Source organism: Bradyrhizobium sp. HKCCYLRH3099, from assembly GCF_051167855.1.
In the GTDB taxonomy this organism is placed as follows: Bacteria; Pseudomonadota; Alphaproteobacteria; order Rhizobiales; family Xanthobacteraceae; genus Bradyrhizobium.
This window is the reverse complement of record NZ_JBNPTW010000009.1, coordinates 76,783-91,023: the sequence shown is the minus strand read 5'-3', so window position 1 is coordinate 91,023 and position 14,241 is coordinate 76,783. Positions and strand designations below refer to the sequence as shown.

The window sequence follows — 14,241 nt, the reverse complement described above, 5'->3', positions numbered from 1 at the left end:
ATGGTGCGTTCAGATGTTGGGATCCTTGGACCCCATGCCATGCCTTTTACCAGTGGGATCAATCCAGGTCGCTCAGTGACCTTTCCGAGACATATCTTGTCACTGATCAGCACTAGTCGGGCGGCAGTGTGTCTATTGTGCCATCAGCTAATGATACTCGATAATCGCGCTCAATCCCGCTGACCTTTTGGACGAACTTTGCGGGGTCTTCAGGGTCGACGAATAGCATCATCGCTTGTCCATCGCGGAACACCACTTCGAAGTGTTGGGCATCTGGATCAACAGTGAGTCGGAGCTCGCTTATCAAGGATTGTAGCCTTGACGCGATCTGAGCGCGAAGCTTGTAGATATCACCTGCTCTCGCAGATCGCACTTTCTCAATCAGTGCCGTAACTTGCTCCGGCTCACGATAGTACGTCAGTGCTGTCTGGTCGAGAACGGCAAGTTCATGACGCAAGTGCTGTACTCGCTTACGCGCATCCGTCAGTTCTTGCTCGCCTTTGCGTATTCTGGTGGCAAGGAAGTCGCTGTTGAAGTCGGTCAGTTTGACGCTTGTCTCGAATGCCTTTGCGAGTTCGTCCTCGACAAACTTGATTCTTCCCTCGGTAGCCTCCAACTGGAACGCCAGCTCGGCTCGCTTAGTCGAGTGCTCACTCGTCTGCACTAGGGAGGCGAGGTCAAGCTGCTCAACGAATTGCAGAAACGTGGACTCGAACTGGTCATATCGCCAACGACCGTTCATTTTGCATCCGAGCCTACGGTTCGCGTTCGAGCAAATAAGGTAAGCTTGGCCCTTGGGTCGAACTCCCTTATCCTGATGCTGCATCGGGCTGCGGCAGTACTCGCAGACGGCGAGTTTTGTGAAGATATTCGTGAAATACTTGCCCTTCGGCCCTCCGCTTCCCCGCTTCCCATTCTCCGGCATAGTTTTTCGCTCGAGGCGGCCGCGCTGAGCTGCTTCGAATACAGCCACATCAACAATACGGGGGAAATAGTCTCGTATCGGCTCGCCGTCTGGAGTTCGTTTGCCGTTCTCCATTCGATTCGGCTGGAATGTTCCTATCGCCGCTTGGCTGCTGAGAATCTTGTTTACCGTCGAGTTCTGCCAGCCTCCCTTTCCCATGAACGTGGGGACACCCTCCTGGTTCAGGCGCCGTACAATCGTGAACGTTCCAAGGCCGGATGCAGCATCGTCGAAAATTCGGCGTACAATCGCTGCGCGATCCTCATTCACGTCAAACCCGCTACGATCGGGTCGTAGAGCGAGCCAGCTGGGAGCTCGGGCGGTAAGCTTCTTCTCACCGATCGCCGCTCGCTTCGCTTTCCACGCCTGCGACAAACGGTCACTTTTCCGAGCGGACTCTTCGTTTGCTCGGCTCATCTTTGCGATCGAGATGATCAGGTCTTCGAATGAAATCTTGCCGCGGAAGATGCGCTCATCGTCCAGAGTGACGAGCACCAGTCCGGCATCGACGATTTCCATGAACGGCTTCAAGGCAACCATCGGCTCCTGACGGCTCATTCGGTCGAATGACTCCACCAGGAGGTACGATCCCTTCGCGATTTTTCCGTCGCGTACAGCGGTCAGGAACCGTCCAAAGTTGCCCGATGCGATATTCCGTCCCGAATATGCTGAAACACCGATGTCGTGAAGATCGACGTCCTCGATGAGTTCGAGACCATGCTTTTGGGCATATGTTCGCGAAGCCTCGCGCTGGCGACGCAGGCTATCGCCCTTCAGCTGAAGGTCGGTCGACATACGAACGTACGAATACGCCTTCGGTCGGGCTGGGATCGTGGGCGCCTGAGCCATGGGGAAACGGTACAAAATCCCGATTTAATTGTCCACAATATCCTTAAGTGATGGCCTTTTAAAAATGATTTATTAGACACCATATTTTGATGATCGGAAGTCCAGGTGCCGGCAAGTCGATGCTGGCGGCGCGGCTGCCGTCGATCCTGCCGCCGCTGTCGCCGGCCGAGCTGCTGGAAGTCTCGATGATCGCCTCGGTCGCCGGCGAGATCGAAGGCGGCGCGCTGACCAACCGGCGGCCGTTCCGCAGCCCGCATCATTCGGCCAGCATGGCGGCGCTGACCGGCGGCGGCCTGCGCGCGCGGCCGGGCGAGATCTCGCTGGCGCATCAGGGCGTGCTGTTCCTCGACGAGCTGCCGGAGTTCGATCCGCGCGTGCTGGATTCACTGCGCCAGCCCTTGGAGAACGGCGAGGTCTCGATCTCGCGCGCCAATCACCGCGTCACCTACCCTGCCCGCTTCATGCTGGTCGCCGCGATGAACCCCTGTCGCTGCGGCAATGCTTTCGAGCCCGGCTATGCCTGCAAGCGCGGCCGCATCGACCGCTGTACCGCCGACTACCAGACCCGTATCTCCGGCCCGCTGATGGACCGCATCGACCTGCGCATCGAGGTGCCCGCCGTCACCGCCGCCGACCTGATCCTGCCGCCGTCCAAGGAAGGCTCCGCCGAGGTCGCGGCCCGCGTCGCCGCCGCGCGCGACCTGCAACGCGCCCGCTACGCCAAGGCCGGCCTGCCGCACATCCGGACCAACGCCGAGGCCCCCGCCGCCGTACTCGACGACATCGCCAAGCTCGATGCACCTGGCCAGAAGCTGCTGCGCGAAGCCGCCGAGACGATGCGGCTGTCCGCGCGCGGCTATCACCGCGTGCTGCGCGTCGCGCGTACGCTGGCCGATCTCGATCACGCTGAGGCGATCGGCCGGCTGCATCTGGCCGAGGCGCTGTCGTATCGCGCGCTGGCTGAAAACAGCCGGCATGCAGCGTGATCGCCTAAGATGATCAGTGATCGGCCCGCGAGATCGCTTTCGGAAGCGAATCTACGATTATCTTCGCGGTGTTCGGCATGTCTTCCGAGCTACCAACAAGGCCCGATGTACCAAATGTTGAAACAGTGTCGATAAGCTTGGCTAGCACAACATCTCTCTGCTCGTCAGTCCGTGCCGCATCGATGAAGCTTTCGATACTATTCGTGAGCTGCTGTCGATGAAGTGTATGGTAATACATATGGAGATTTGAACGAAATATCTTCAAAGCGAAAGAAACTACAGCAGCCATGGACGCGAGCAACGTAACGCGCACAGCGCTAGTATAGACCGCCTCTGGCAAGGTTCTTAGATCTGGCTGATGATAGGCTAGCCAAACGACGTATAGAACGAATGTTATAAACGCCAAAGCGGCAGCAGAACCGCTTCCAATCAAACCTAAGCGAAGGTTATTTATTAAATCGGAGAATCGGACACTGGTCTGAAGCAGAGATACACCCGATGCAGTACTACGTGCGGTAGCCTGGATTTCAGACGCTTTTGACTTCGCTTCCAATAGGACACTCTCTGCTTCGGCCCTTACTCGCTTTAGGATTTCATCTGCCTCTGCGCTTATGGCACGACGAGCCTGGTCCAGGTCTCTATCATCTCCACCGAGTAGCTTTTCTACCCGGCTTCCGTATTTGGCCAGGTCAAAGGGGAGTATCGATGCTTCAATCTGATCAATCCGATCAGATATCGTATTTATATATGATTGCCGCTGTTGAATGAATGAAGCAGGATCGGTGTCGATCATCGCGTTTATTATTTGAATGAGAGATTTTATGCTCTCAATGAACGGATAAACCTGAAGTTTGCTTATTCTCGGCACATAATCACGCGCCGAATTGCATCTTTCTACGACCTGAGTAATACGGTCTCTTATTACAGCAGGAATTGCTACATCGCCCAAATTCGATTTCAAGCCTGCATCTAAGTTCATGCTGTTTAGCTTCGAAAGCACAGCATCGAAGTCCCTAAAAACGTCATCGTCCATAGTTCGACCTCCAGGTCTCCGCGAGATTCACTTCGTTGGAAACTTACCTTACGCGAGTACTGAGGACCGAACGCACGACTAGGCAGTCCAGCTTACGGCTGGCAAGTCACGCCCCCGGCAACCGATCGGTCTATAGATCTTCAATCAACGACGACGGCGCTGTGTCTGCCGCGTCAAGATGAACTTGAACTCCCCCCCGCTGGACTCTTGATCTATTGCGGACAATTCCTTCGTCCTACCCTTCTGTCCCAGCAAGTGGAGATGCAGGCTCCGCAACGTAAACTGCCCTTTCCCGTTATCAACCCTCTGGTAACGACTTCTCTTTACGCTCCGACAACCATAAGGCCCGCGTTTCCGCCCCTAGGCCTGTTGCGTCGGTGCGTGTCATGTTGCGTTTCAAGGTCATCGTGTCGGCCGTGCCGCTGATCGCGGCCGCGGTCTTTGCCAAGATTGAGTTGGCGCCCTCCGCCCAGCCCTGCATTGCCATCGGCGCCGACAGCGTCCTGCTCGGCTCGGGCCCGTTCCACGCCGATCTCCATGTCGACTTCACCGACGATCCCGCACGCGCGACGGTGCGCGTGGCGCTGGCCGACAGTCCGGAGACGGCCGATTTCGTGGTCGTGGATGATGCGCCTGGCCGGGAGGATCAGGGCTGCAGCATGAGCGCCGCCACCCAGGTCGTCGCGATCGCCGCCGATCCGCATCCGGACGCGACGCTGATCTATCTCGCCCGTGACGATGCGGCGGATGGCCGCGCCGACTATCGCATCTATGTGCGCTCCAGCCGCACCAGCGCGCGCGAAGCGGCGGCGCTGATCGTCGCGGCACGCAGTCACTCGCCTTCCCCGGTCAATCCGGTTCTGTGACCCGGACTAACGTCCGGTTCACCATCTCTGCACGGGCGTTGCACGTGTGGAGCAGCCTTCAAAGTCTCGGCAAGACCGACGTCGCATGGTGCGGGTCGGCAACGACATTGGAATCGAGATCGTCGGGGACGAGCGATGGGACGGATGTTTCATATCAGGCTGCAGCTGCGCCGCTTCATGCGCCGTCACCGCACCATCTTCGCGATCCTGCGCTCGCTGATGATCTTCTCCGCCGGGTTCGGCGGCGCCTATGGCTTCATCAAGGCCAGCATCTCCGAGAATTCCGGCTACAACCCGCACGCCTTCGCGATCGGCGCCAGCTTCCTGTTCGCGCTCGCCTGCGTCGGCCTGGCCACGCTCAGCATGCGGCTGCGCTTCGTGAAGAAGAAGCTGCACAAGATCGCGCTTCACAACGAAGTTCTGGCCGACCGGAACTGGGAGCTGCAGGAGGCCGAGCAGCGGGCGCGGCATCTGTTCGAGCAGCAGGGCGATCTCATCGTCATGCGCGAGCAGGACGGCAGGATCGTGTTCGTCAACGACGCGTTCTGCCAGATGGCCGGTCTCGACCGCGAGAACCTGGTCGGCAGCCGCTTCGCCTTCGGGCTGATCGAGCAGGGCGACAGCGCGCTCGAGCCCAGCGGCACGCGCGTGCACGACCAGCGCATCGACAGCGCGATCGGGCCGCGCTGGATCGCATGGCGCGAGGCGCTGGTGCGCTCCGATGCCGGCCACCCTGCCCTGCTGCAATGTGTCGGCCGCGACGTCACCGACCGCACCGAGACCGAGCGCGCGCTGGCCGATGCGCGCGACCAGGCCAACGCCGCCAACCGCGCCAAGTCGCGCTTCCTGGCGATGGCCAGCCACGAGATCCGCACGCCGCTGAACGGCATCCTCGGCATGAGCGGGCTGCTGCTCGAGACACAGCTGACGCCGGAGCAGACGACCTACGCCAAGGCGGTGCGCACGTCAGGCGAAGCGCTGATGTCGCTGATCAATGAGCTGCTCGACTATTCCAAGATCGAGGCCGGCAAGCTGGCGCTGGAGGCGCAGCCGTTCTCGCTGGCCGCGCTGATCGAGGAGATCACCGAGCTTCTGGCACCGCGGGCGCAGGCCAAGCAGCTTGAGATCGCGGCCTACATGGATGAACGGCTGCCGACCTTCGTGACGGGCGACGCCGCGCGGCTGCGCCAGGTGCTGCTCAATCTGGCCGGCAACGCCATCAAGTTCACCGCCAAAGGCGGCGTCGCCATCATCGCCGAGCCTGGCATCTGGCCGAACGAAATCAGCTTCCAGGTCCGCGACACCGGCATCGGCATCGCCGCCGATGCGCAGGAGCGCATCTTCCGCGAATTCGAGCAGGCCGACGACAGCGTCGCCCGCAGCTTCGGCGGCACCGGCCTGGGGCTGGCGATCTCCGACCGCATCGTCAAGCGGATGGGCGGCCGGATCAATCTGCAGAGCGAACTCGGCGCCGGCTCGACCTTCGAGGTCTCCGTCCCGCTGCCGGCCGCGCTCGAGCGCGGCGAGCAGAACAGTTTTCGCGGACCCGATCTCACCGGACAGTCGATCATGCTGATCGCGCCGCCCGGCCTGCAAGCCGAGCTGATCGAGCGGCGGCTGCAGAACTGGGGCGCGCAGACCTGTCTCGTCGCCGAGACCGAGGTCGCCGAAGCGCTGCTGCCGGAGCGCGCCTGGCATGCCGTTCTCGTGGATGACGCCATCGGCAGCGAGACGGCGCGTCGCCTCGGTGAAGCCGCGCAGCGTCACACGACGCGGCTGATCGTGCTCGTCACGCCGGTGAGCCGCCACGAGCTGGCGCCGGCCGCGCCGTTCAACGGCTATCTGGTGAAACCGCTGCGCGCCGCATCGCTCGCCGCGCGCGTCGGCTTCAACGTCGACGGCGCGGCCGCGACGCTGATCGACGATCCCGTTCCGATGATCGCGCCGCCGATTGCCGCGCGCGCCGGCGCCGGCCTGTCGATTCTCGTGGCCGAGGACAACGACATCAATGCGCTCTTGATGCGCTCGCTGCTCACCAAGCTCGGGCATCATGCCGATATCGCCGTGCACGGCGAGGCCGCGCTCGATTCCTGGCTCGCGGCACGCTCGGCGGGCACGCCCTATGACCTGATCCTGATGGACGTGCAGATGCCCCGCCTCGACGGCATCGCCGCGGCGAAGCGCATCCGCGCGCTCGAAGCCGCCGAGCCCGGCCGCCGCACGCCGATCCTGGCGCTCACGGCGAACACGCTGGTCGAGGACCGCTACGCCTGCTTCGAGGCGGGCATGGATGGATTTTTGGTCAAGCCGATCGATCGTGACAAGCTGGACGAGGCCCTCGCCAATCTGGCCGCTGCGCGACAGGTGGCCGCATAATGATGAGTTTGTAGTACGGGAGGTGTTTGCGCTCCCTCTCCCCGTCTTCACGGGGAGAGGGTCGGGGTGAGGGGCAGCCACACGGGTGGTGATAATTCTCTGCCTCTCAGAGCCGCCCTGCTCGTCCGTCAGACCTGCAACTCGGCTGCGTATGTGCCATGCCCCCGGATTGCTGCGCAATCCGACCTCTCCCCACAAAGGGCGGAGAGAGGTTACACCGCGCAAGCGGTCATAGCCGCGACGAACCACTAACCAGGACAAGCCACAGCACACGGCAGACTCTCTCTGCGTCATTCCGGGGCATTCACGCGCAAAATGGCGCAGCCATTTTGAAGCCGCGCGAATGAACCCGGAATCCATAGCCACAGGCCGCTATTTATCAAGGGACAATAGCCACGAGCATCTCGGTCGACATGACCGGTCGTGGTTATGGATTCCGGGCTCGCGCTTCGCGCGCCCCGGAATGACGGAGAGCTTAGTTGCCGACCAGTCTGTCTAAGCGCGACAGCGAGCTCACAACCGTCGCAGCGCCACGGATTCGATCTCGTGATCCGCGCCCTTCTTGAGGATCAGGGTCGCGCGCGGTCTCGTGGGCAGAATGTTGTCCTCGAGATTGGCGAGGTTGGTGCGTTCCCAGATCGCGATCGCGGTGGCGGTGGCCTCTTCGTCCGACAGCAGCGCGTAGCGGTTGAAGTAGGAGCGCGGGTCGTGGAACGCGGTGTCGCGCAGCGACAGGAAGCGCTTCACATACCATTTGCGCAGCACCGCCTCGTCGGCATCGATATAGACCGAGAAGTCGAAGAAGTCGGAGACGACGGGCACCGCCTTGCCGTCACGCGGCAAGGGGCCGGTCTGCAGCACGTTGACACCTTCGACGATCAGGATGTCCGGCTGGTCGATCTCGGTCCACTGGTTGGGCACGATGTCGTAGCTGAGATGCGAGTACACCGGCGCGCGCACCGGATGGCGGCCGGCCTTGATGTCGGAGAGGAAGGCGAGCAGCCGTGCCTTGTCGTAGCTCTCCGGAAAGCCCTTCTTCTGCATCAGGCCCTGCCGTTCGAGCACGGCGTTCGGAAACAGAAAACCGTCGGTGGTGATGAGATCGACCTTCGGCCGCGGCGACCAGCGCGTCAGCAGCGCCTGCAGAACGCGCGCGGTGGTCGACTTGCCGACTGACACCGAGCCGGCGACGCCGATGATGTAGGGCATCTTGCGGTCGCGGATGCCGAGGAATTGGCGTTGCGCGTAATACAGCCGTTGCGCCGCATCGACATACATCGACAGCAATCGCGACAGCGGCAGGTAGATGTCCTCGACCTCCTGAAGATCGAGGCGGTCGTGCATCGAGCGCAGCTTCGAGAACTCGCCGGGCTCCAAGGTCATCGGCGTGTCATTGCGCAGCTCGGCCCATTGCTGGCGGGTGAAGACGCGGTACGGATTATATTGTTGTTCGGTGGTGCGCATATCCATGACGCTGCCCTTCGTTTCCCCCGGCCGTCGCGCCCTACTCCGTCTTGCGCGACGCCTTTTCTTCCAGCCCCGATTGGCCGGTCCGCTTGCCGAGCGCCGCCTCGACCTCGTCGAGCCCTATGTCGCGCGACTTCAGCAACACCAACAGATGAAACAGCAGATCGGCGCTTTCGGAGATCAGATGCTCGCGGTCCGTACCGACGCCGGCGATGACGGTTTCGACCGCCTCCTCGCCCATCTTCTTGGCGCACTGCGCCGGGCCCTTGTCGAGCAGCTTGCGCGTATAGGACGCCTCGCCGCCCGCCGCGGCGCGCGCGTCGATGATGGCAGCCAGGTCGTGAAGCGTGAAGCGGGACATCAGCCAGTTCTCAGAACGCCGGTCCGCCCAGAGTGGCCGGACAAGCGTTCATCTAACATTTTTGCGGCGCAATGTCGTCAGGGATCGAGCCGCATCGGCAAGCCTTGGCGCACCATGTGCTCCTTGGCCTGACGGATGGTAAATTCCCCGAAATGGAAGATCGACGCGGCGAGCACGGCGGTCGCCCTGCCCTGACGGATGCCGTCGACCAGGTGATCGAGATTGCCGACGCCGCCGGAGGCGATCACCGGCACGGGCACGCTGTCAGCCACCGCCCGGGTCAGCGGCAGGTCAAACCCCTGGCGGGTGCCGTCGCGGTCCATCGAGGTGAGCAGGATCTCGCCGGCGCCGAGCGCGACGACCTCCTGCGCATATTCCAGCGTATCGATGCCGGTCGACTTGCGGCCGCCATGGGTGAAGATCTCCCAGCGCGAGCCGCCGCCGGGACGCGACACCGACTTGGCATCGATCGCGACCACGATGCACTGCTCGCCGAACTTTTCGGCCGCTTCCTTCACGAATTCGCGACGCGCGACTGCGGCCGAATTGATCGAGACCTTGTCGGCGCCGGAGCGCAGCAGGGTCTTGATATCGTCGATGGTGCGGACGCCACCGCCGACCGTGACCGGCATGAAGCAGGCTTCCGCCGTGCGGCGGACGACGTCGAGCATGATGCCGCGATTCTCGTGGGTCGCGGTGATGTCGAGGAAGCAGAGCTCGTCGGCGCCGGCGGCGTCATAGGCAATCGCCGCTTCCACGGGATCGCCGGCGTCGCGCAGATTGACGAAGTTGACGCCCTTGACGACCCGTCCGTCCTTGACGTCGAGGCAGGGAATGACGCGGACCTTGAACATATTGTTCTCCCCTACCCGCTGATCGCGCGGATCAGCGCCAAGGCTTCGGCCGGATCGAGCCGCCCGTCATACAGCGCGCGGCCAGCGATGGCGCCTTCGAGTTTCTTCGCACGCGGCGTCAGCATCGCCTTGACGTCCTCGATCGAGGCGAGGCCGCCGGAGGCGATCACGGGGATCGAGATGGCGTCGCCGAGCGCGATGGTGGCGTCGAGATTCAAACCCTTCAGCAAACCGTCGCGGGCGATGTCGGTGAAGATGATCGCGGCGACGCCGGCGTCCTCGAAACGTTTGGCGATGTCGAGTGCTGTCACTTCGGAGGTCTCGGCCCAGCCTTCCACCGCGACCTTGCCGTCGCGCGCATCGAGGCCAACGGCCACGCGGCCAGGAAAGGCCTTGGCGGCGGTCTTCACCAGCTCGGGATCGCGCACTGCGGCGGTGCCGATGATGACCCGGGTGATGCCCTTGCCGAGCCAGGCCTCGACCGTCTTGAGATCGCGGATGCCGCCGCCGAGCTGCACCGGCATCTTGGCGACTTTCAGCATCGCCTCGACGGCCTGCGCATTCATCGGCTTGCCGGCGAAGGCGCCGTCGAGATCGACGACGTGGAGATATTCAAAGCCCTGGTCGGCGAAGCTCTTCGCTTGCGCGGCGGGATCGAGGTTGAACACGGTGGCGCGCGCCATGTCGCCCTGCTCCAGGCGCACGCATTGGCCGTTCTTCAGATCGATGGCGGGAAACAGGATCATATCTGATGTCTCTCAAGAGCGTGCCCTGCCCGCCTCCATAGGCGAACAGGACGACAGCGCTCACGGCTTCCATTTCAGGAAGTTGGAAATCAAGGCGAGACCGAACCGCTGGCTCTTCTCGGGATGGAATTGCGTGCCGATGGCCGTGTCCTTGCCGACGATGGCGGTGATCGGCCCGCCGTAATCGGCGCGCGCCAGCACCTCGTTCTCGTTGACCGCATTGAGGTGATAGGAGTGCACGAAATAGGCGTGCAGCCCCTTCGGCCCGAGCGGCAGCTTTTCCAGCACGGGATGCTCTTGAAGAACATCGAGCGTGTTCCAGCCCATATGCGGGATCTTCAGGCTCTCGTCGCGCGGCGTGATCTTCTCGACATCGCCGGAGACCCAGTCGAAGCCGTCGGTCGTGACGTGCTCCTTGCCGCGCGTCGCCATCAGCTGCATGCCGACGCAGATGCCGAAGAACGGCCGCGCCTTGTGGCGCACGGCCTCGGTCATTGCTTCCAGCATGCCGTCGACGGCGTCGAGGCCGCGGCGGCAATCGGCGAAGGCGCCGACGCCGGGCAGCACGATGCGATCGGCGCGATACACCGTGTCCGGATCGCGGGTGACGACGACCTTTTGCGGATCCTCCATGCTGCGCGCGGCGCGCTCGAAGGCCTTCGCGGCGGAATGCAGATTGCCGGAGCCGTAATCGATGATTGCGACGCTCATCGTCCACCTCCGGGTTCAGGGAACAAGCCAATGATGCTGGCATGAGGCAGCGGCGGCGGCCGCTGGCCGTTGCCGTTGTCACGCGTCGGCGGCGCGGCGCCGCGATCGACGGTGTTGTTGTCGTAGCCGAGATCGCTGCGGCGGGCAGCCCAGCGCTCGAAGAACCGGCGCTCTGCGGCATCGACATCGTCGGCGACGACGACATCGAGCTGGCGCCATTTGTTGCGCGAATAGCTCCAGCGCTTGAGGGTCGATGCTTCCAAGCCGAGCAGGATCGCCATCAAGAGATCGACCGAGGCAATCGCGCCAGCGCCGACGCCGATCCGCGCCAGCACGACATCCACCACGATGACCAGCACGATCCAGCCGAGCGCGGCGAGCCACAGCCGGTGCCAGGCCAGCCAGACGGCGCCGAGCACGGCGGCCCAGAGATGGAAGCCGTCGCGGATGAAAACGAAGCGATCCGTCGAACGCAGATCGGCTCCAGCGGCGAGGGGCGCGTGAACCGTATAGACGGGCATGTCAAAAATTCCCTTGGAGGAGGGAGGTCAGCCGCCGAGCTGACCCTTGGTGGATGGCACTTCGCCCTTGTTGCGCGGATCGATGGCGAGCGCTGTCCGCAACGCCCGCGCCAGACCCTTGAAGCAGGATTCGGCGATATGATGGGCGTTCTCGCCGTACAGCGTCTCGACATGCAGGGTGATGCCGGCGTTCATCGCGAAGGCGTTGAACCATTCGCGCACCAGCTCGGTGTCGAACTCGCCGATCTTATCGCGCGCGAAATTCGTGCGGAACACCAGCATCGGCCGGCCTGAGACGTCGATCACGACGCGGGTCAAGGTCTCGTCCATCGGCATGTGGATCGAGGCGTAACGGGTGATGCCGGCCATGTCGCCGAGCGCCTGGCGCACGGCTTGGCCGAGCGCGATGCCGACATCCTCGGTGGTGTGGTGGAAATCGATATGCAGGTCGCCGACCGCCTTGACGGTCATGTCGATGCGGGAATGGCGGGCGAGCAGGTCCAGCATGTGATCGAAGAAGCCGATACCGGTCGCGATCTCGACGACGCCGGTGCCGTCGAGGTTCACGGACACCTCGATGTCGGTCTCTTTGGTCTTGCGCTTGATGGTCGCGCTACGCATGGGGTCAGCTTTCCTTTGAAAACGCGGCCCTTTTATCAGGCGGATGACACCTTAGCTACCGCGGGATGACGCGCTCTTGGCCTGATCTCGGGCCATGGTGAGCGGATTTCAAGGCCCGCCAGGGCAGGGCAGGGACCCGGTAATTGTATCCCCCGGCCTGAGGCCCTAAATGAGGGCACCAACCAAGGACGTCCCATGCACGCATCTTCCCATGAGCCCACCGTCTGGCACGGCACCACGATCCTGACCGTCCGCAAGGGGGGCAGGGTGGTCGTGGGCGGCGACGGCCAAGTCTCGATCGGCCAGACCGTGATCAAGTCCAATGCCCGCAAGGTGCGCAAGCTCGGCAAGGGCGACGTCATCGGCGGCTTCGCCGGGGCCACGGCGGATGCGTTTACCCTGTTCGAGCGGCTGGAGAGCAAGCTGGAGCAGTATCCGGGGCAGCTGACCCGTGCCGCCGTCGAGCTCGCCAAGGACTGGCGCACCGACCGCTATCTGCGCCGGCTGGAGGCCATGATGATCGTGGCCGACAAGGAGGTCTCGCTGGTGCTGACCGGGACCGGCGACGTGCTGGAGCCGGAAGCGGGCGTGATGGCGATCGGCTCGGGGGGCAATTACGCTTTGGCGGCGGCGCGGGCGCTGATCGACACCGATAAGGATGCCGAGAGCATCGTACGCAAGTCGCTCGATATCGCCGCCGACATCTGCGTCTACACCAACCGCAACATCACCATCGAAGCGCTCTCGGCCGAGTAGGCGATGACCGCGGACGGAATCAGCGTTTCGTCCCGCCGGTCGCCCGGGCTCTGGCTCGGGCTGGTGCTTGCGTTGTTGGCTCTCCAGGCCGCGATCCTGTTCGCAATGGGCCGGCTGCCGATCTGCGCCTGCGGCACGGTCAAGCTGTGGCACGGCGTAGTGCAAAGCTCGGAGAACTCGCAGCATCTCACCGACTGGTACACTTTCTCGCACATCATCCACGGCTTCCTGTTCTATGCGCTCACCGTGCTGCTGGTGCCGCGACTGCCGTGGCAGGGGCGATTGATCATCGCGATGCTGATCGAGGGCGCCTGGGAGCTGGTCGAGAACTCCAGCATCATCATCGAGCGCTATCGCGCCGCGACGATCTCGCTCGATTATTTCGGCGACAGCATCGTGAACTCGGTCGGCGACACGCTGGCGATGATGACCGGCTTTTTGCTGGCGCGCGTGCTGCCGGTGTGGCTGACCGTGCTGATCGCGATCGTGTTCGAAATCGGCGTCGGCCTGCACATCCGAGACAACCTGACGCTCAATATCCTGATGCTGATCTATCCGACCGAGGCGATCCGGCAGTGGCAGGCCGGGCCGCCTTTGCTGTGAGGGCAGGGCGGTCATGATTGTTGGCTTCCGTCCGATGACCGACGACGATTTGCCGGCCATCCGCGACTGGCTGCAGCAGCCGCATGTGCGGAAATGGTGGGGTGATCCGGACGAGCAATATGCGTTGCTCGATGGCGACCGTCATGAGCCGGCCATGGATCAGTACATCACGCTGATGGATGGCGAAGCGGCCGGCTATCTGCAGTGTTACGCCCTGACCCAATGGAACGACGGCTTCTTGCCGCAGCCGGACGGCACCCGCGGCATCGATCTGTTCATCGTCGGCCCCGAGCGCATCGGCCAGGGTCACGGTCCGCTGGTCCTCCGAACCTTTTGTAACCTGATGTTTCAGCGCGGCGTCCCGCGCGTGATCACCGATCCCTCGCCGGCCAATGTCCGGGCCATTCGCGCCTATGAAAAGGCGGGATTCCGGCGCGAGCGCCTGATCGACACGCCCGATGGTCCCGCGCTGCTGATGTCCTGCGAACCCGCCGACTTGCCTCACCGCCCATCCGAGCCTAGCTAGA

14 protein-coding genes and 1 pseudogene are annotated in these 14,241 nt (G+C 62.8%); 6 read left to right on the top strand and 9 right to left on the bottom strand.

The window, feature by feature from the left end:
- Positions 1-112: 112 nt before the first annotated feature.
- Complete coding sequence (locus ACQR1Y_RS18820) at positions 113-1,813, bottom strand: recombinase family protein (protein ID WP_434877754.1); 1,701 nt, start codon at positions 1,811-1,813, stop codon at positions 113-115.
- A gap of 77 nt (positions 1,814-1,890) precedes the next feature.
- On the opposite strand from ACQR1Y_RS18820, the pseudogene ACQR1Y_RS18815 reads away from it, so the two are divergent.
- A pseudogene (locus tag ACQR1Y_RS18815) lies at positions 1,891-2,799 on the top strand (YifB family Mg chelatase-like AAA ATPase); the annotation flags it as partial.
- A gap of 13 nt (positions 2,800-2,812) precedes the next feature.
- On the opposite strand, the gene ACQR1Y_RS18810 reads toward ACQR1Y_RS18815, so the two are convergent.
- On the bottom strand, positions 2,813-3,832 hold the full coding sequence (locus ACQR1Y_RS18810) for a hypothetical protein (protein ID WP_434877755.1): 1,020 nt from the start codon (positions 3,830-3,832) through the stop codon (positions 2,813-2,815).
- A gap of 386 nt (positions 3,833-4,218) precedes the next feature.
- Here ACQR1Y_RS18810 and ACQR1Y_RS18805 point away from each other — a divergent pair, with 386 nt between their 5' ends.
- Positions 4,219-4,698: a hypothetical protein gene (locus tag ACQR1Y_RS18805; RefSeq protein ID WP_434877756.1), complete on the top strand. Its 480-nt coding sequence runs from the start codon at positions 4,219-4,221 to the stop codon at positions 4,696-4,698.
- 135 nt (positions 4,699-4,833) lie between these two features.
- Entirely contained in the window at positions 4,834-7,074 is a 2,241-nt protein-coding gene (locus ACQR1Y_RS18800; RefSeq protein WP_434877757.1) for an ATP-binding protein, read from the top strand.
- A gap of 513 nt (positions 7,075-7,587) precedes the next feature.
- On the opposite strand, the gene coaA is transcribed toward ACQR1Y_RS18800, so the two are convergent.
- From coaA to hisB, 7 genes are all read right to left on the bottom strand, one after another.
- Positions 7,588-8,544 (bottom strand): type I pantothenate kinase, encoded by a 957-nt coding sequence (gene coaA, locus ACQR1Y_RS18795; protein ID WP_434857931.1) that lies wholly within the window; start codon positions 8,542-8,544, stop codon positions 7,588-7,590.
- A gap of 34 nt (positions 8,545-8,578) precedes the next feature.
- Positions 8,579-8,902: a phosphoribosyl-ATP diphosphatase gene (locus ACQR1Y_RS18790; protein WP_434877758.1), complete on the bottom strand. Its 324-nt coding sequence runs from the start codon at positions 8,900-8,902 to the stop codon at positions 8,579-8,581.
- 77 nt (positions 8,903-8,979) lie between these two features.
- Positions 8,980-9,756: an imidazole glycerol phosphate synthase subunit HisF gene (gene hisF, locus ACQR1Y_RS18785; RefSeq protein WP_434877759.1), complete on the bottom strand. Its 777-nt coding sequence runs from the start codon at positions 9,754-9,756 to the stop codon at positions 8,980-8,982.
- An 11-nt stretch (positions 9,757-9,767) separates the two neighbouring features.
- Positions 9,768-10,502 carry a 1-(5-phosphoribosyl)-5-[(5-phosphoribosylamino)methylideneamino]imidazole-4-carboxamide isomerase gene (gene hisA / locus ACQR1Y_RS18780; RefSeq protein ID WP_434877760.1) on the bottom strand — a complete coding sequence of 245 codons (735 nt, stop codon included), beginning with the start codon at positions 10,500-10,502 and terminating at the stop codon, positions 9,768-9,770.
- Positions 10,503-10,562: 60 nt separating this feature from the next.
- Positions 10,563-11,213: an imidazole glycerol phosphate synthase subunit HisH gene (gene hisH / locus ACQR1Y_RS18775; RefSeq protein ID WP_434877761.1), complete on the bottom strand. Its 651-nt coding sequence runs from the start codon at positions 11,211-11,213 to the stop codon at positions 10,563-10,565.
- On the bottom strand, positions 11,210-11,734 hold the full coding sequence (locus ACQR1Y_RS18770; protein ID WP_434877762.1) for a DUF2628 domain-containing protein: 525 nt from the start codon (positions 11,732-11,734) through the stop codon (positions 11,210-11,212). Before ACQR1Y_RS18770 ends, hisH begins: the two co-directional genes overlap by 4 nt.
- A gap of 27 nt (positions 11,735-11,761) precedes the next feature.
- Positions 11,762-12,355 carry an imidazoleglycerol-phosphate dehydratase HisB gene (gene hisB, locus ACQR1Y_RS18765; protein WP_434877763.1) on the bottom strand — a complete coding sequence of 198 codons (594 nt, stop codon included), beginning with the start codon at positions 12,353-12,355 and terminating at the stop codon, positions 11,762-11,764.
- A gap of 195 nt (positions 12,356-12,550) precedes the next feature.
- On the opposite strand from hisB, the gene hslV reads away from it, so the two are divergent.
- The 3 genes from hslV to ACQR1Y_RS18750 are packed head-to-tail and all read left to right on the top strand — an operon-like array spanning position 12,551 to position 14,240.
- The gene (gene hslV, locus ACQR1Y_RS18760; protein WP_006612664.1) at positions 12,551-13,111 is read left to right on the top strand and encodes an ATP-dependent protease subunit HslV; all 561 of its coding nucleotides are present in this window, start codon (positions 12,551-12,553) and stop codon (positions 13,109-13,111) included.
- A gap of 3 nt (positions 13,112-13,114) precedes the next feature.
- Entirely contained in the window at positions 13,115-13,714 is a 600-nt protein-coding gene (locus ACQR1Y_RS18755) for a DUF2585 domain-containing protein (RefSeq protein ID WP_434877764.1), read from the top strand.
- Between the two features lie 13 nt (positions 13,715-13,727).
- On the top strand, positions 13,728-14,240 hold the full coding sequence (locus ACQR1Y_RS18750) for a GNAT family N-acetyltransferase (protein WP_434877765.1): 513 nt from the start codon (positions 13,728-13,730) through the stop codon (positions 14,238-14,240).
- Position 14,241 lies beyond the last annotated feature (1 nt).

Bases quoted from the DNA above. Each gene is read 5' to 3' on its own strand.
- ACQR1Y_RS18820 (WP_434877754.1), bottom strand. From the start codon at position 1,813: ATGGCTCAGGCGCCCACGATCCCAGCCCGACCGAAGGCGTATTCGTAC.
- ACQR1Y_RS18810 (WP_434877755.1), bottom strand. From the start codon at position 3,832: ATGGACGATGACGTTTTTAGGGACTTCGATGCTGTGCTTTCGAAGCTA.
- ACQR1Y_RS18805 (WP_434877756.1), top strand. From the start codon at position 4,219: ATGTTGCGTTTCAAGGTCATCGTGTCGGCCGTGCCGCTGATCGCGGCC.
- ACQR1Y_RS18800 (WP_434877757.1), top strand. From the start codon at position 4,834: ATGGGACGGATGTTTCATATCAGGCTGCAGCTGCGCCGCTTCATGCGC.
- coaA (WP_434857931.1), bottom strand. From the start codon at position 8,544: ATGGATATGCGCACCACCGAACAACAATATAATCCGTACCGCGTCTTC.
- ACQR1Y_RS18790 (WP_434877758.1), bottom strand. From the start codon at position 8,902: ATGTCCCGCTTCACGCTTCACGACCTGGCTGCCATCATCGACGCGCGC.
- hisF (WP_434877759.1), bottom strand. From the start codon at position 9,756: ATGTTCAAGGTCCGCGTCATTCCCTGCCTCGACGTCAAGGACGGACGG.
- hisA (WP_434877760.1), bottom strand. From the start codon at position 10,502: ATGATCCTGTTTCCCGCCATCGATCTGAAGAACGGCCAATGCGTGCGC.
- hisH (WP_434877761.1), bottom strand. From the start codon at position 11,213: ATGAGCGTCGCAATCATCGATTACGGCTCCGGCAATCTGCATTCCGCC.
- ACQR1Y_RS18770 (WP_434877762.1), bottom strand. From the start codon at position 11,734: ATGCCCGTCTATACGGTTCACGCGCCCCTCGCCGCTGGAGCCGATCTG.
- hisB (WP_434877763.1), bottom strand. From the start codon at position 12,355: ATGCGTAGCGCGACCATCAAGCGCAAGACCAAAGAGACCGACATCGAG.
- hslV (WP_006612664.1), top strand. From the start codon at position 12,551: ATGCACGCATCTTCCCATGAGCCCACCGTCTGGCACGGCACCACGATC.
- ACQR1Y_RS18755 (WP_434877764.1), top strand. From the start codon at position 13,115: ATGACCGCGGACGGAATCAGCGTTTCGTCCCGCCGGTCGCCCGGGCTC.
- ACQR1Y_RS18750 (WP_434877765.1), top strand. From the start codon at position 13,728: ATGATTGTTGGCTTCCGTCCGATGACCGACGACGATTTGCCGGCCATC.